This window comes from Pseudomonas sp. Fl4BN1, from assembly GCF_009908285.1.
GTDB lineage: Bacteria > Pseudomonadota > Gammaproteobacteria > Pseudomonadales > Pseudomonadaceae > Aquipseudomonas.
The window spans coordinates 39,412-55,345 of record NZ_JAAARM010000003.1 but is presented as its reverse complement, the minus strand read 5'-3'; the positions used below and the strand labels follow the sequence as shown (position 1 = coordinate 55,345).

Below are 15,934 nucleotides of genomic sequence, written 5' to 3'. Positions count from 1 at the left end.
TTCGGAAAGTCTCGGATTATTCACCGCGATTTAGCCACGTGCTTTCGCAAGCCCCCCGTCCTCAATGCTTGGTCGGGTTACCCGTGAATTCAGCCAAGACCATTTTGCTGACTGAAGCCAGAACATCCCGACGCGCCTGCGCCTTTTGCTCCCGCTGGGTAAAATAAATGGCCAGCACCAGCGGCTGCCCTGTAGGTGGCCAGATTATTGCCAGGTCATTGGTGGTTCCGTATTCACCTGCGCCGGTCTTGTCGCCGACTGGCCACCCCCCTGGAACCCCAGCCCGGATACTTTGTGCGCCGGTCTTGCTGTCTTTCAACCAGCTGACCAACAACTGCTGCTGCTCTTTCGGCAGCCCATCTGCGACGGTCAACTTCAGCAGGTTCCGAGCCATCGAGAGTGGTGTCGATGTATCACGCTCATCACCAGGAATCGCAGAATTCAACTCCGGCTCCCATCGATCAAGGCGTGTTTTGTCGTCGCCCAGCGACATGGCCAGTTGGGTCACGCTCGCGGGGCCACCCAGCTCCTTCAGCAGCAGATTGGCCGCTGAGTTATCACTCCACTCAACCGCTGCCTTGCACAGCTCGCTGACCGTCATGCCCTCCTCCAGGTGCTGTTCGGTAACCGGGGAGTAGACGACTAAAGATGCTTTATCGTAAGTGACTCGCTTGCTCAAGAGACCTGGCTGCCCGACGCTTTTTTGCAACACTGCGCCAGCCAGCAGTGCCTTGAAAGTACTGGCCATGGCGAAGCGCTCATCCCCTCGATAGGTCAGCATTCTTTGGCTGCCCGACTCGATCAGCGCCATGCCAATACGGCCATTGGCACGCTTTTCCAGTGCAGAGAGTTTTTGCTCCAATGACTCGGATCCGGCAAATGCTGAATGGCAGGCAAATAGCGAAGACAGGGGTAAGACAAGGGTCAGGATTAGCTTTCGAGCGGAAAGCGACAAACGCTTCATCAGTGATTTCCAAATGGGTATTGATAGGTCAGCAGTACGTCACTGCAATGAAGAAAAACAGGGTTCAAAACGCGAACTGCAACCGGTGCTCCAGGCCTCAGTACCGGGCCAACTTAAATTAATGGCCTGCAATCAACAAACCACGATTTTTTAGAGCAGCCATTAGAAAAACTTGGATCTGGAGCGCGGCTTGAGTGGGCTTTCCACCCCGCATGCTGAAATTCCCCCAAGTGCCCACCTGCCTCAAGTAACTCGCCCCAAATGAAAAAAGCCCTCCTGGATCTTCTGGCCACTGCAAACCATGGACGAAGTTCACTTCACCGCCGAGCAACTGGCGACTAGAAGCGGTACGACCCAGCGAGACAAACAAGCACGCCAATGGCTTTTGACTTTGGCGAGCATGGAGAAATCAACGGGGCAAACCTGTCGCGACTGGCCGGCATTGCTGGGGTCAGTCTCATGGAGTACGGCTTTGCAGACCAGGATGAGCTTAAGTCGTGCGTTGATGGTGAAGTAGCATTTGGCACCCTGGTGTATTCGGGCTACACCCGCACTTGCTCCAAAGAGAACTCAATGATCATTGCCGGCGAGACCTACCGCTGTAAAAAGCCATAAAGCTCGACAGCACCGAGGGCAACGGAGCAGAAGTCATCCCGGCACGGCTTCGAGCCCCCATCGCCTGAAACCTGCCTGAACACTGGGCTCGCTACAAAAAAGCGACTTCCTGCGTCGCGGCAACCCAGGACCGATCAGCAGCCCTCACCGAAAACCACAACACATCCTGGTCAAAAACCCGGATAATGCCCACCATTTTTTTGCCTCGTCGCACCGGTGCCCCCCATGGAAATCAAGGTCAACTTTCTCGACAACCTTCGACTTGAAGCCAAGTTCGACGACTTCACGGTGGTGGCCGACCAACCCATTCGCTACAAGGGCGACGGCTCGGCTCCCGGTCCGTTCGACTACTTCCTGGCCTCCTCGGCCTTGTGCGCGGCGTACTTCGTCAAGCTGTACTGCCAGACCCGCGATATCCCCACCGACAATATCCGCCTCTCCCAGAACAACATTGTCGATCCGGAAAACCGCTACAACCAAATCTTCAAGATCCAGGTCGAGCTGCCGGCGGATATCTCCGACAAGGATCGCCAGGGCATCCTGCGTTCCATCGACCGTTGCACGGTAAAGAAAGTGGTGCAGGCCGGGCCTGAGTTTGTGATTGAAGAGGTGGAAAACCTCGACGCCGATGCCCAGGCGTTGTTGATGCCTCATTCGACCTCGGCAGCCGGCACCTACATCGCCGGCAAAGACCTGCCGCTGGAGCAGACCATCGCCAATATGTCCGGGATTCTCGCCGGCCTGGGCATGAAGATTGAAATCGCCTCGTGGCGCAATATCGTGCCCAACGTCTGGTCGTTGCATATCCGCGATGCGCATTCGCCGATGTGCTTCACCAACGGCAAGGGCGCGACCAAAGAAGGCGCACTGGCCTCGGCCCTGGGCGAGTTTATCGAGCGCCTCAACTGCAACTTCTTCTACAACGATCAGTTCTGGGGCGAAGAAATCGCCAACGCGGCATTCGTGCACTACCCGGATGAGCGCTGGTTCCAGCCTGGCCGCAAAGATGAGCTGCCGACGGAAATCCTCGACGCCTACTGCCTGAAAATCTACAACCGTGAGGGCGAGCTGCGCGGCTCGCACCTGTTCGACACCAACTCGGGCAATGAAGCGCGCGGTATCGTGTCGCTGCCGTTCGTACGCCAGTCAGACGGCGAGGTGGTGTATTTCCCCTCCAACCTGATCGAAAACCTGTACCTGAGCAACGGCATGAGTGCCGGCAATACCTTGGCCGAAGCCCAGGTGCAGTGCCTGTCGGAGATCTTCGAGCGCGCGGTCAAGCGCGAAATCATCGAAGGCGAATTCGCCCTGCCGGATGTACCGGCCGAAGTGCTGGCCAAGTACCCGGGAATTCTCGCGGGGATTCAGGGCCTGGAGGCCCAGGGCTTCCCGGTGCTGGTCAAGGATGCGTCCCTGGGCGGTGAATTCCCGGTGATGTGCGTGACCTTGATGAACCCACGCACTGGCGGCGTGTTCGCCTCGTTTGGCGCGCACCCAAGCCTGGAAGTGGCGCTGGAACGCAGCCTCACGGAATTGCTCCAAGGCCGCAGTTTCGAAGGCTTGAACGATTTGCCGCAGCCGACTTTTGAAGGCCACGCGGTCACCGAGCCGAACAACTTCGTCGAGCACTTTATCGACTCCAGCGGCGTGGTGTCATGGCGCTTCTTCAGTGCCCAGTCGGACTACGAGTTCGTCGAGTGGGACTTCTCCGGCCAGGGTGAAGACTCCAACGCCCAGGAAGCCGCAACGCTGTTCGGCATTCTCGAAGCCATGGGCAAAGAGTCCTACATGGCAGTGTACGAGCACCTCGGCGCCACCGCCTGCCGCATCCTGGTGCCGGACTACTCGGAAATCTACCCGGTGGACGACCTGATCTGGGACAACACCAACAAGGCGCTGTTTTTCCGAGCCGACATCCTCAACCTGCATCGCCTGGATGAGGCCGAGTTGAAGGCGTTGGTTGAGCGCCTGGTAGAAAGCGAGCTGGATGACTACACCGATATCACCACCCTGATCGGCATCGAATTCGACGACAACACCGCATGGGGCCAGTTGACCATCCTGGAGTTGAAGCTGCTGATCTACCTGGCCCTGCAGCAATACGAAGAAGCCAAGGAACTGGTGGAAATGTTCCTGCAGTACAACGACAACACCGTCGAGCGTGGCTTGTTCTACCAGGCGGTGAACGCGGTGCTGGAGATGGAGCTGGACGAAGATCTGGAGTTGGCGGACTACGAGGCCAACTTCCGGCGGATGTTCGGTAACGAGCGGATGGATGCGGTGATTGGTTCGGTGAACGCCAGCGTGCGCTTCTACGGCCTGACCCCGACCAGCATGCAGCTGGAAGGCCTCGACCGGCACCAGCGGCTGATCGACAGCTACCAGAAGCTGCATGCGGCGCGGGCCAAGGTGGCGGGCTTGTCCAACTAATCGCGCCGACAAAACAGCGCCATCGGTTGATCTTGCTCGGCCAACGAGCAAGCCAGAACTCGCCTCTCGCTGAGGTCAAGCCAGCAGTTCGGTGATCCAGCGAGCCTGCCGGGCGACGTCCTCGACCTTGTCTTCGGGCACTGCCTGCCGCGCCTTGGCGAAGTGGGCCAGGGTCTTGTGCTTCACCCGCAGCAGGCGCTGCCACTTGGCCAGGAACGCCGGGCTGCGGGCCTGCATCTGCAGCGGGCCGAAGTACAGCTCCTCGGCGCTGTAGGTCACCGGGCCGGCGCGCTCGGCGACAATGATTTCATAGTCGAACCGGTTCTCTCGCAGCAGTTCCTCGCAGAGGATGCGGTAGTCATTTTCCATCAGCCATTGGCGCAGCGGCTGCTCGCCACCATTGGGCTGCAGGATCAAGCGCTCCTGGCCGCTCAGGTGGGCCTTGCCACTGTCGAGGATGTCGCGGATGGTCTCGCCGCCCATGCCGCAGATGCTGATGGCGGTGATTCTGTCTGCCGCTTCGATCGCCGCCAGGCCATTGGCCAAGCGCACCGTGATCCGCTGCTCCAGGCTGTTCTCGCGCACCGTGCGCTCGGCTGCGTGGAACGGCGTCAATGCCACCTCCCCCGCCACCGCCGTGGCGATGGCGCCACGACGCATCAACGCCACCGGCAGGTAGCCGTGATCCGAGCCGATATCGGCCAGGCGTGCACCTGCGGGTACGTGCGCTGCCACGCGCTCCAGGCGCATGGACAATGTCTGTTGGTTCAACTGCTGCCCCTTTTCACCACGAACGCCCGGCACCTTTGGCCGGAACGGGGGCGATTCTGTCGATCAACGCGGTGCATTTCAACTTTATGCGACCGGGGTCATGGCTCGCTCCTTAGCTATTCCTTGTCACCTGCTCATTTTGCCTGCGTGGGATTGCGGCAGAGCATGGGCGAAAAGAGTCGCTGGCCAAGGTATTCAAGTCTCTTGGGTGAACACCAAGACAACCATGCGGATGATAAACTTGGCCGTTTACAGCAGGGATTTGCTCATGCAGCGCATCGTGATATTAGGCAACGCGGGAAGTGGTAAATCGACGCTGGCACGTGAAATAGGCAGCCGCCTCGGCTTACCGGTGGTGCACCTCGACAGGCTGTTCTGGGAGCCCGGCTGGATCGAAGCCGACAACCCAGTTTTCCGCTCCCGGGTCCTGCATGCCATCGGCGGGGATGAATGGATCTGTGAGGGTAACTATGCTCGGCGAACCTTCGATCTGCGCCTGCCCCGCGCAGACCTGGTCATCTGGCTCGACACGCCCCGTGCCACATGCTTGAGGCGAGTGATGCTGCGCAGCGCACTGAAACGACCACGCGCTGATCTTCCGGCAGGTTGCGCAGAGAAGCTGAATAAGGAGTTCTTGAAGTTCTTGCACTTCATCTGGAATTTTGACCGAGTGAACCGTCCCGGTATCGAGGCCGTTCGCTCGGCCATCGGGCCGCTGGTTCCGGTGATCCATCTGCGAAGTGCGCGGCAGATCTCCGAGTTTTTGGATGGCCTGCACGCGCAGACTCAGGCCTGTCTCAATCTGCAAGGCTGATGCGTGGCAAAGAGCCTCCAAGACCGCCCCTCAAGCCTTTGTCCAGGGGCGGTGGTACATCCCTGGCGGGCGACCGCTAGAGCGCAAGAACGAAACGGCACTCCCCTCCTACTGCTGCGTTTTCAGCGGGTTGTTCAAGCACGAACCCGCAGCGCCCCAGCACCTTCCGAGAGCCCATGTTTTCCTTGAAGACATAGGCGACCAGTTGCCTCAGTTGCCAACGCGCCTGTGCCTGTTGAATCAGATGCCTCAGCGCCAGTGTCGCCAACCCTTGCCCGCAAAGGTGCTGATCAATCCGATAGCCGACTTGCGCCTCGCCCTCCGGCGCATGGATGCTTTTCAGATTTGCTCGCCCGACGATGCGCTCAGTGGCGTCCTCGATAACCAACGGGTGCCAGGTGCCATCCGCAAAGTCGGACAAGTAGCCATCAATGTGCTCGGTAACACCCTGCACTGAGTAGAAAGCCGGATCGCGCGCATCAATATGGGACTCGAACCATTCACGGTTGTGGATTTCGAATGCCAGCAGCGCATCGATGTCGGTGTGTCTCAGCTCGCGAACCTTGAATGCTTCCATCAATTCCCTCCTATGCACCTCTGCGAAAACCGGAACTCATGATGGGCCACAGTCGGAAGTAACCCGCGCGTCATCGATGGTGGCGCTCACTCAAAAGTGCTCCCGATCCTTGCCGCGTCCTTGGAGAGCCATATCCCGGTCACCTTGCCCGTAATGTCGCCGCGTGCGACCTGGCCCATGAAACGGCTGTCGTTACTGACGTCGCGGTTGTCGCCTAACAGGTACACATGATCCGCTTCGACCTTGAGCGGCGCCAGGTTCAGCGAATACGCCTGTTTAACCTGGGTTGCGGGTGCAAAGAACAGCCCGAGATTCTGCCCATTGACGATCAGGTCACCGTTGACGATTTGCAGAGTGTCGCCACCTACTGCAGCAACACGCTTGGTAGCCTCCGAACCGTTGAACCGGTACACCACGATATCTCCGACCTTCGGCTTGCTGTAGCGGGTGTCTGTGACGATGTAATCGTCGATTGCCAAGGTCGGCACCATAGAGCCGCTAGGGACGTGATAAAGCTGATAACCGAACACTGTCGATCTGAGCGGATAGAGCAATACCAGGGTAACGACGATGAGAGCGGCGACATAAAAGCAATGGAACCGGACACTGGGCAGCGTCATTGCATCATCATGTCGGCAACTGAGTACTGCGGCGGCGATGGCCGAGACCAGCTTGACCAGCATAACGAATATGAAGAATGCATAGATGCCCTTGGGGCTGGCAATCCAGCCCAGGGCGCCAGCCAACACCAACCCGCCATACGACAGCCCTGCGACACGCAGCGCCCATTTGACACGACCGACATACACCAGGCCCCAACCGGCTATCAGGCAGGACATGACAAAGGCAATTAACGGTGATCTACGAGAGGACATGCACCTTCACTTTATTTGATGGATGTTTAACCACGGATGCGCTGGCAAGAGAGCCTGATGTTTCGGTTCGGGCGGGCTTGGCTCGCCGCACCTGGTCGTCACCCACTGCTGCTTGCCACAGCTAGCAACCGCCCCACAGCAGGCGTCGAGGGTCGTAGTCATTTACCGCTCCCCTCGGCACCGCCTTTCCCTGAGCCTCACTCCACGTAGCGCAGCCACAGATGTGTCCGAGCGGCAATAGCCTTTGTAACGACTGAAACCAATGTTTCCCGGTGCTCTTCAAGGGTGTTGTAGAGCGCACAGAAGTCTGTCGCCACCGCGTTGGCTACGGATAGGCCAGGAGGTTCTGCACGTAGAAAACCGAGATAGGACGCGCCTACCCCCATCAACTCATAGCCATGGCTGAGAGCAAAATGGCGCGCAACCGCAAAGTTTTGTGCCGGGCCGAGGTCGCTGGTGAAATAGCCGTTGGGAAAAGCCGCGAGTGCCTCACAGCTATGCTCGACCGGAACCAGCAGCGCCGAGAGCGGCTGATCGAGCAGCGAAACGGGATTGTCCTGGTAATCAATCCACTCTTGCAGGGCATGTTCATCGAGCGTCAGGCCATGAGCGCAAGCGTCGGCGAACGAGGTGGCTGCCGCCTGCTCGACGAAGTTGCGATAAAGGATCGCGAACTCGGCTTTCGTGGTTGGATAGCCCAGGTACTCGCCGTCCTCGAAACATTCTGCCGGTAACCCGGCGATCTCCTGCTCCGAGGCATCGTCCAGCCCCAGGTTATTGCGTGCATGCCCCGAGGTGTAGCGGGCCTGCGGCAGATCATCGAGCGACAGCAGCGGCCTGAAACCAGGGTGGTTGGCGGCGATCGTGCGGTAGGCTTCAAGCAGATCCTCCAGGCTGGAGATGGCGCTCACGCGGTACTCGTCACAGGTGCCTACCGCTGGGTTATCAAGCATTGCGTTACCGCGAAATTGGATGTCCATCGAATACTGCCTACTCCATGTTGATGTTGAGACGAATGAGTGAATCTCAGGGCTACGGGACCATTCATGAACAGGCCCGCTGCGCTCAATAGCAAGCGCTAGCCCGCGGCATTCAAGGGTTGGGGTTCGCTGCTTGCAGTAGTTGGGCAATGCGCTTGCGCAATTGCCCATGGGTTTCCTCGGCATAGGCAATCGCGGTTTTCCAGTCATAGAACCATGCGGGCATCTTGCGCTTTTGCTCTGGCTCGCTGGCGTAGCGAGGAAAGATGTGGCAATGCAGTTCAGGCTCTGTATTGCCGAGGATTTCATAGTTCATGCGCAGGGCCCCGGTGGCCTGCAGAACCGCGTCCCCGATGCGGGCCATGTCCAGTAGATAAACGGCTCTGGCCTGGCTATCGAGATCATTCAGGCTCGCAACCACAGGGTCGGGCAGCAACAGGCAATACCCCTCGAGAAACTGTACGTCGCCCATGACTGCCCAACCGGAGGCCATCCGGCAAATGACTTTATCGTTGGCGCCGTTGCGGGCCTGCGCTACTCGTTGCGCAATCAGTGACATGCATTGTCCTTAATCATCAATGTTGGCTTCCACGATCCTCAGCCAAGGCCAGCGAGCTTGATAACTTTTTGCCTTCTGAGCAAACAAATCCGGCTGGGGATTTTCTGGATTGATCCGAAGCACGCCTAGCTCTAGGTCGGCCAAGCCATACGGCGCATACACCTCACCCGTTTGCACATCCAGTCCAATGCAGGTCGCCGCTATCAGGTAACGGTCAATGCCTTCTTTCGCCGACTGTAGCCGAGGACAAGGTCGGCCAAACCGCTGGCTGTACCAGAGATGGACGCGAGCCTGATTCTTGAGTTCAACGTTAACCTCAAGGTCCTGGAAAAGTCCCTGGGCCGAATGGATGACCTCATCTTCGGCCTCCCAGGACAGATCATTGTCGAAGTAAAAGACATCGTAATCCTTTACTCCCCAAGCGGCGGGCAAGTTCGATTGATCATTCCACACGGCTTGGAACAGGCAGCCGGCCGTGAGCAGGCATTGATCCAATCCGAGTGCAGGCAAGCGTGAAGTGATCTCGGCGTTTATTGGATTGGCCATCGCGATGGCGACCAATCGTTCGACAGTCAATGTCATGTTCATTCCTTGGATGATCGATCCGTGCCTGGCGTAGCGCGCCACGCAGCGTCGCGTTGAGGACAGCGCCCGCTTAGCGGTTCAGCGCCCAACGCCGACGCCTGCCAAGCACCTTCCGCAACCTAGACCACAGCCAGCGGCCATGGCTTGGAATCATCCCTGTCCGGTGGCTCGTGCAACGCCTGCTCCCACGCCTCAAACCCCGGCACCGCGCTGTACCCCGGGTCACAATACTGGCGAATGTATTGCGCCGCCCGGTGCTCTGCGTACTTGGCGTTCACCGGTACACCCTGCTCATCCAGTTCCAGCACATTGGCAAAGATTGCATAGGCCATCTCCAGCATGCTCGGCTCCTGGCCCAGGCAGGCTCGATAGTCGACACCTTCCAGCAATGGATAACCAAGGGTGCCGTTGGCGACCCAGAAACTGAAGGTTCTCAGTGCCCCGGAAAACTCCGAGCTCAGTTTTTTCGGGTAGAGCATGTTGAGTGTCTTTCCTTGATATTCGGTGGGTGCGAATTCTCCGGTGTCTGGCGCTGGAAAGGCAAGGCACCCGTCCTTCGATTCGCCCTTCCCTCGAGTAAAAACAACCTTGCGGTTTCCGCTTCCTTGCCAACCCGGCACAATGCTTGCCCTGTCACTCGCCGTACCCCAGCACAACACCGCCCCACTGCAAGGACCGCCCATGGACTTCTTCAAAAAGCTGCTCAACGCCGTCAAAAAGCCCGAGCCCCAAAGCGCCGAGTCAATCCTCTGCGCCACTCCCGCGAGCGAAGCCATTGATCAATCCACCGATCCTTTGCACTTGAGCAAGGCCGAACAGGCCAACCTCGCCGCCCGCGAAGCTTCCGCCGCCTGCCTCGACCGTCACTGGCAAAGCCTCGGCACCTGCGAGTCCGACGTGCTTGGCTACATGATCAGCCCCAGTCTGATGGGCGGCCCCGATTGGCCTTCGACCCGCCAGGCGTTTCGCATCGTGCGCCGGCCCAATACCCTGCTGCTCACCACTGAAGGCCTTAGCGACCCGTTCGATGGCGTCGAAGGCGACGACCTGGGCAACGGCTTTGAAATGGAACTGTTCATCGAAACCGCGGACATTCCCGCCCACGCCCAAGGTCCCTTGGGCGACGTCTCGCCGTTCGCCAAGAGCTGGGCCTTCGAACTACTGCGCCATGTGGCCAATACCGTGGCCGAGGCCGGCGGCATCACCCACCAGTTGCAACAGCACGGTGTGCTGTCCCTGGAGCTGCCCGGTTTCAGCGAGTCGCATTTCATCAGCGACCAGTTGCCTGCGCACTTCGCCACTGAAGACGATTGCGTCGGCGTGCTGATCGGCGGCCCCGCCCCCGACTTCCCGACCCGCCTGGAAGACATGCCCCTGTCCCCGGTCAGCCTGGTGCCGGTGGTGCTGATCAGCGCCGCCGAGCTGGAATATGTACGCAACGGTGGCCGGGCTGCCCGTGAAGACCTGGTAACTCGCCTGAACAACGCCGGACTCGGCCATGTCGTCCGCCTGGAGCGCACCAGCCTGGTATGAACCGAGTTCCACCGGGCAACCCCTCTAGTGCTGGAGCACATTCAGGATCAAACGGGACCAATCACTCAATGCCAGAGCACAACACCTACTACGCCTTCCACCTGTTCGCAGGCAGATTTGCCGACAACACCGAGGCCGAACGCTTCGCCTTCGAACAGTGGGAAGCAGAACCTGCGCCCGACAGCGGTGCCGCCGACTACCAGGCCTGGGAAGACCGCAACCCCAGTTGGCGCCTGAAGCAGGAGCTGGGCTTCTACATGGACTCCGACTTCGTCGAGCTGGTTTCGAGCCAGGAATGCCCGCAGTACCTGGAGTCACTGATCCACAGCGACGCTGAGCAACAGCAGCTTCGCTGCCGGGCGCAGACGGGTTACAGCCATTTCATCCTCGTCGCCAGCGAGTCAATCTATGGCGACCAGCGATCGGACTCTTCAGGCCCGAATCAGCGCAAACCTTCCAGCACTCCCTCACTCGACTACCTGGGCGAATTCAACGGATGCCCCGCATGAACAAGGTTGTGGTTTTACTGCTGCTCAGTACTTTCATGGCCGGCTGCCACAGCACCGGCGTCGATCAGGAGCAGCAAGACACCTTCGCCAGCTTGCGCTGCTGGCAATTTCGCGATCAGAGCTCCATCACCCGGGAGCAGGTCAACTACATCCGTAACCGCAGCGACAACGGCGACCTGCAGTGCAAGACCCTGCTCGGCGACCTGTATGAACGTGGCCACGGTGTGGCGCAAGACGTACCTAAGGCCAAAGCCCTCTATCAGTCTGTAGCCGAGGTGAACGCCTCGGCCTACTACCAGCTCGGGCGCATGGAGGAAGAAGGTATTGGCGGCCCACCCGACTACGTCAAGGCCAGAGCGTTTTATCAGCGTGCCACTGCCAAGCCCGGGAATTCGGAGAGTACGACCCGTCTGGCCAGGCTGATGGAGGAAGGCAAAGGCGGCCCTGAGGATCTTCAGGGCGCGCTGCAGCTTTACCTCAGCGCTCTTGCCAGCAGTGTTGGCGATGCGTGGAAGGGCATAGACAGGTTGCGTGGAAAAGGGCTGGTGCTGAGCGCCGAACAGGAACAGCGCTACAACAAGGTCTGGGTCGACACCACGACGTACAGGCTGCGCAGCAAGATGCGCAGCCTGCAGATGAGCGTGTCGAGCAAGCTCGAACCCGGGTCTGTGGGCAAGCCGCTCAAACTCCAGCTTGAATGTATCCCAGGCTCCAATGTGCCCTCGATCTCGCTGCTGGAGGGGTCGGGCGACAGCGCTATCGACCAGGCCGTGCTGCAAGCCATGAGCACCTACCGCTTCTCCGGTGAGCCGATCTTCCCCAAGGGGCAGGCGAGTTGGAAAGTGATTGCCAGCTTCTACCCCGGCTCGAAGTGATTCGCACCTTGGGGATGGCTCGCCGTGGTCCTGCTAATCACGCCATCGTTATTGCGATCAATCCCCAGGAAACCACTGTTCTTACCGGCCCAGCCCGTAGCCAGCGGATCCTGGTCGCCGTCATAGCCAAAGGAAATGCCGGGGCTTTTTAGCCGCAGCCAACGTGCACAAACGCCAGCAACGATTCCTCTGCCTCGCGCTAAATGCTAAAAAGGCCCACCTGTTTCCCATGCACCCCTTGTCGTACCCAGCCGTACCACGAGAAACCCAATGCACACCCTCGACAACAACAGCAGTGCCCTGGGCGCCCTCTGCACCCAGTCACTCACCAGCCAGCGGCGATAGCAGCATGATCGAAGTCACCGAAGTCTCCATTGCGCAATTGCGCGCGGCCCTCGAATCCGGCCAGACCACCTCGGTGGAGCTGGTCCAGGCCTACCTGGCGCGAATCGACGCCTATGACCGCCCGGGCACTGCCACGGCCCTCAACGCGGTGGTGGTGCCCAACCCCGAGGCGCTCAAGGAAGCCCAGGCCGCAGATGCCCGTCGCGCCAAGGGCCAGGCCCTAGGGCCGCTGGACGGTATCCCCTACACCGCCAAGGACAGTTACCTGGTCAAGGGCCTGAGCGCCGCTTCCGGCAGCCCGGCCTTCGCCGAGCTGGTGGCCTACCGTGACGCCTTCACCATTGAGCGCCTGCGCGGCGCCGGGGCTATCTGCCTGGGCAAGACCAATATGCCGCCCATGGCCAACGGCGGCATGCAGCGCGGGGTCTATGGCCGCGCCGAAAGCCCTTACAACGCCGACTACCTGACTGCGCCCTTCGCCTCGGGCTCGTCCAACGGTGCCGGCACGGCCACCGCCGCCAGCTTCGCCGCCTTCGGCCTGGCCGAGGAAACCTGGTCCAGCGGCCGTGGCCCGGCCTCCAACAATGGCCTGTGCGCCTACACCCCGTCGCGCGGAGTGATCTCGGTGCGCGGCAACTGGCCGCTGACCCCGACCATGGACGTGGTCGTGCCTTTCGCCCGGACCATGGCCGACCTGCTGGAAGTGCTCGACGTGGTGGTAGCCGAAGACCCGGACACCCGCGGCGACCTGTGGCGCCTGCAGCCCTGGGTGCCAATCCCCAGCGTGGCCTCGGTGCGCCCGGCGTCCTACCCGCAATTGGCAGCAACCCCGGCCGCCCTGGCCGGCAAGCGCTTGGGGGTGCCGCGCATGTACATCAACGCCGACCCCGAAGCCGGCACCAGCGAGAACCCGGGCATCGGCGGCCCCACTGGCCAGCGGATCAACACCCGGCCTTCGGTGATCGCTCTCTGGGAACAGGCGCGCAAAGCCCTGGAAGCGGCCGGCGCAGAAGTACTGGAAGTGGATTTCCCCCTGGTATCGAACTGCGAGGGCGATCGTCCCGGCGCGCCGACCGTGTACAGCCGCGGCCTGGTCAGCAAGGAGTTCCTCCATGACGAGCTGTGGGAGCTGTCGGGCTGGGCCTTCGACGACTTCCTGCGGGCCAACGACGATCCCAAGCTCAACCGCCTGGCCGATGTCGACGGACCGCAGATCTTCCCCCACGACCCGGGCACCCTGCCCAACCGCGAAGATGACCTGGCCGCCGGCATGGATGAATACGTGAACATGGCCAAGCGCGGGCTCAAGACCTGGGACCAGATCACCACCCTGCCCGACGGCCTGCGCGGGCTCGAGCAGACCCGGCGCATCGACCTCGAAGAGTGGATGGATCGACTGGGGCTGGACGCGGTGCTGTTTCCTACCGTGGCCGATGTCGGCCCGGCGAATGCCGATGTCGATCCGGCGTCGGCGGACATTGCCTGGAGCAACGGCGTGTGGGTGGCCAATGGCAACCTGGCGATCCGCCATTTGGGCGTACCGACGGTGACCGTGCCCATGGGCGTGATGGCGGACATCGGCATGCCGGTGGGCCTGACCTTTGCCGGCCGTGCCTATGACGATTCGCGCCTGCTGCGGTTGGCTTCGGCGTTCGAGTCGACCGGGAGCAAACGCCTGATTCCACCGCGTACGCCGGCGTTGCTGAGCGGTCAGTGACAGGTGTGGGATGGGGCCGTAACGGCCCCGTTCTTCAACACCTGGAGCAAAGCTACAAGGCCAAGAGACGCCTGGCGCTGCACCACTGAATCCCGCACTGCTCGCCGTGTGTAAGCCGCCCACCCAGCTTTTAACGTGAGCCACATGAACTCGATCAACGCCGTCATGCATCAATCGAAGTACAGCAAGGCCCCCCACCCGGTTTTCACCATCGACGGTGTAGCCCTCGACCAGTGGATCAAGGGCGTGATCTACACCCAATCAGGTGAAGACGATACCGAGGGGCTGGTGCCGGCCCAAGGCTGGCTCATCGATGACGAGCAGCAAAAACATGCCTGGCAGTTACTGGCGCCGCTGTCCGAGGACTGCTCGACCGTTGTCCCTCTGCTGATCTGCCCCGACGACATGGACCTGAGCTGCACGGTTGCCGTAGTCGAGCAAGTAGTGCGGGGAGAGAAGCTGATCTGGGAGAGATTTGGCCGGGCCGTCGACCTGATCAATGGCGTTGTCACTGCGGTCGCCTGGAACCTCCATGTTCAACGCGCCGAGTTCTCAAGGCTGCAGTTTGAAGAAGCCTGCGCCGAGTTCAAAAGGCTGACCGAGCATGAATGGGCTTGATGCCAAACCCGCGAACGCAATCGGCCCCTGACAAGCAGCAGGCTTATAACAAGACTGAGGATGTTTGCGACCCATCCATCAAGGTTGCAGCCACGAAAAAACCGCCGCGCACGAAATCCTCTTGCTGGCCAACACTGCTACTCAACGGATTGGCAGTACCCTGGCACGATTTCCAATACACCACGATCAGGACTGCTGATGAGTAGCCACCACATCTCCCTCGCCAACGGCTGGACCGCCGAATTCACCAACCAGGGCGAATTCCGCATGGGCGCCGAAGCTTGGAACCTGCTCTTGCTGGGGCCGGAGCAGCAGTCGATCCAGTACTTCACCCAGCAGATTGTCCTGGTCAACGATGACGATGGCAGCCAGGCCCGGTCCTGCATCAGCCTCTCCGAAGACGGCGCCTACGGTTACTTGAGCGCAGGAGTGGAGCACGGCTGGGTGCTCGATTTTGTCCACTGCAGGATTGCCCCGCACCGCGTGCGGATTTCCCATCACCATGAGGGTTATGACGAAAGCGTCTCGCTGTTCGAACAGCCAGCCTTCAAGCGGGTGCGCGAGTACATCAGGGTGACTGGCAGGTTTATCTACCTGACCTTCCCGCTCACCCCAGATGAGGATTTTCCCGGAGTCTGGGAGGAGTACCAGCAGATTCGCCGGCGGCAGCTGGATGAGTTGTACTTCAGCAACTGAAGCGCTGATACCCGCGCGCACAATCACCAGGGCCTGTCAGTTGCGCAGTGCTTGCTTCGATCAAGCCCTCATCACGACGGCCCTAATTCCACTGAGTAACAACGCCCGCGGACACCAAAGTCGACCACTCGCTTGGCCTTGTCGACGGTGATCGACACCACGCAAGAACCCGGATGCTCCACGTCATCCATGTAGTTGGTATGGACCATGACATTGCCCTGCATCTGCGAGCCCTGGGCCACCACTTCCTGGCGCACATAGGTGGTGTCGTGGTACCAGCTCATCACCACTTGCTGGCCGTCGGCAGTGGGCACCATCCGCCCCGGCGGCCCGAAGAAGTCCAGCGCATCCTGGGCGCTGCGCTGCTGCCACTGGCTGCGGGCGCGCAGCTCCGGCAGCGAAGGCACGTGCATGCAGCCAGCGAACAGCGTCACCAGCAACAGCATCGCCAAGCTGCGGCTGCTCTGCATG

At 60.2% G+C, this 15,934-nt stretch carries 18 protein-coding genes; 9 read left to right on the top strand and 9 right to left on the bottom strand.

What is annotated here, in order from left to right:
• Positions 1–61 precede the first annotated feature (61 nt).
• Entirely contained in the window at positions 62–964 is a 903-nt protein-coding gene (bla, locus tag GV818_RS04125) for a class A beta-lactamase (RefSeq protein WP_161755150.1), read from the bottom strand.
• A 378-nt stretch (positions 965–1,342) separates the two neighbouring features.
• On the opposite strand from bla, the gene GV818_RS04120 reads away from it, so the two are divergent.
• Together GV818_RS04120 and GV818_RS04115 are read left to right on the top strand one after the other, a co-directional pair.
• Positions 1,343–1,579, top strand: coding sequence for a hypothetical protein (locus tag GV818_RS04120; RefSeq protein WP_161775848.1), 237 nt, complete (start codon positions 1,343–1,345; stop codon positions 1,577–1,579).
• A gap of 225 nt (positions 1,580–1,804) precedes the next feature.
• The gene (locus GV818_RS04115) at positions 1,805–4,009 is read left to right on the top strand and encodes an OsmC domain/YcaO domain-containing protein (RefSeq protein ID WP_161755154.1); all 2,205 of its coding nucleotides are present in this window, start codon (positions 1,805–1,807) and stop codon (positions 4,007–4,009) included.
• A 75-nt stretch (positions 4,010–4,084) separates the two neighbouring features.
• On the opposite strand, the gene GV818_RS04110 is transcribed toward GV818_RS04115, so the two are convergent.
• Positions 4,085–4,780, bottom strand: a complete 696-nt coding sequence (locus GV818_RS04110) for a tRNA (adenine(22)-N(1))-methyltransferase (RefSeq protein WP_256679408.1) — start codon at positions 4,778–4,780, stop codon at positions 4,085–4,087.
• Positions 4,781–5,048: 268 nt separating this feature from the next.
• Between GV818_RS04110 and GV818_RS04105 the strand changes: the two genes are divergently transcribed.
• Complete coding sequence (locus tag GV818_RS04105; protein WP_161775847.1) at positions 5,049–5,594, top strand: AAA family ATPase; 546 nt, start codon at positions 5,049–5,051, stop codon at positions 5,592–5,594.
• A gap of 76 nt (positions 5,595–5,670) precedes the next feature.
• On the opposite strand, the gene GV818_RS04100 is transcribed toward GV818_RS04105, so the two are convergent.
• The 6 genes from GV818_RS04100 to GV818_RS04075 all read right to left on the bottom strand — a co-directional run bounded on the left by GV818_RS04100 (position 5,671) and on the right by GV818_RS04075 (position 9,649).
• The gene (locus GV818_RS04100) at positions 5,671–6,171 is read right to left on the bottom strand and encodes a GNAT family N-acetyltransferase (protein WP_161775846.1); all 501 of its coding nucleotides are present in this window, start codon (positions 6,169–6,171) and stop codon (positions 5,671–5,673) included.
• An 86-nt stretch (positions 6,172–6,257) separates the two neighbouring features.
• The gene (gene lepB / locus GV818_RS04095) at positions 6,258–7,046 is read right to left on the bottom strand and encodes a signal peptidase I (RefSeq protein ID WP_161775845.1); all 789 of its coding nucleotides are present in this window, start codon (positions 7,044–7,046) and stop codon (positions 6,258–6,260) included.
• Positions 7,047–7,243: 197 nt separating this feature from the next.
• The gene (locus GV818_RS04090; protein WP_256679407.1) at positions 7,244–8,026 is read right to left on the bottom strand and encodes a hypothetical protein; all 783 of its coding nucleotides are present in this window, start codon (positions 8,024–8,026) and stop codon (positions 7,244–7,246) included.
• A 112-nt stretch (positions 8,027–8,138) separates the two neighbouring features.
• Positions 8,139–8,585, bottom strand: a complete 447-nt coding sequence (locus GV818_RS04085) for an HIT family protein (RefSeq protein WP_161755163.1) — start codon at positions 8,583–8,585, stop codon at positions 8,139–8,141.
• A gap of 9 nt (positions 8,586–8,594) precedes the next feature.
• A complete protein-coding gene (locus tag GV818_RS04080) occupies positions 8,595–9,167 on the bottom strand; it encodes a nucleotidyltransferase family protein (protein ID WP_161755165.1) in 573 nt (190 codons plus the stop codon).
• Between the two features lie 122 nt (positions 9,168–9,289).
• Positions 9,290–9,649 (bottom strand): DUF7677 family protein, encoded by a 360-nt coding sequence (locus tag GV818_RS04075; RefSeq protein WP_161755167.1) that lies wholly within the window; start codon positions 9,647–9,649, stop codon positions 9,290–9,292.
• 202 nt (positions 9,650–9,851) lie between these two features.
• On the opposite strand from GV818_RS04075, the gene GV818_RS04070 reads away from it, so the two are divergent.
• From GV818_RS04070 to GV818_RS04045, 6 genes are all read left to right on the top strand, one after another.
• On the top strand, positions 9,852–10,703 hold the full coding sequence (locus tag GV818_RS04070) for a suppressor of fused domain protein (RefSeq protein WP_161775844.1): 852 nt from the start codon (positions 9,852–9,854) through the stop codon (positions 10,701–10,703).
• A gap of 68 nt (positions 10,704–10,771) precedes the next feature.
• The gene (locus GV818_RS04065; RefSeq protein ID WP_161755171.1) at positions 10,772–11,212 is read left to right on the top strand and encodes a hypothetical protein; all 441 of its coding nucleotides are present in this window, start codon (positions 10,772–10,774) and stop codon (positions 11,210–11,212) included.
• Positions 11,209–12,087 carry a tetratricopeptide repeat protein gene (locus GV818_RS04060; protein WP_161775843.1) on the top strand — a complete coding sequence of 293 codons (879 nt, stop codon included), beginning with the start codon at positions 11,209–11,211 and terminating at the stop codon, positions 12,085–12,087. The genes GV818_RS04065 and GV818_RS04060 overlap by 4 nt, the downstream gene beginning before the upstream one ends.
• 349 nt (positions 12,088–12,436) lie before the next feature.
• The gene (locus GV818_RS04055) at positions 12,437–14,149 is read left to right on the top strand and encodes an amidase (protein WP_161775842.1); all 1,713 of its coding nucleotides are present in this window, start codon (positions 12,437–12,439) and stop codon (positions 14,147–14,149) included.
• Between the two features lie 144 nt (positions 14,150–14,293).
• Positions 14,294–14,767, top strand: a complete 474-nt coding sequence (locus GV818_RS04050) for a hypothetical protein (protein ID WP_178124717.1) — start codon at positions 14,294–14,296, stop codon at positions 14,765–14,767.
• 198 nt (positions 14,768–14,965) lie between these two features.
• Positions 14,966–15,463 (top strand): hypothetical protein, encoded by a 498-nt coding sequence (locus GV818_RS04045; protein WP_161775841.1) that lies wholly within the window; start codon positions 14,966–14,968, stop codon positions 15,461–15,463.
• 71 nt (positions 15,464–15,534) lie between these two features.
• On the opposite strand, the gene GV818_RS04040 is transcribed toward GV818_RS04045, so the two are convergent.
• Positions 15,535–15,933, bottom strand: coding sequence for a hypothetical protein (locus GV818_RS04040; protein ID WP_161775840.1), 399 nt, complete (start codon positions 15,931–15,933; stop codon positions 15,535–15,537).
• Position 15,934: the final 1 nt, after the last annotated feature.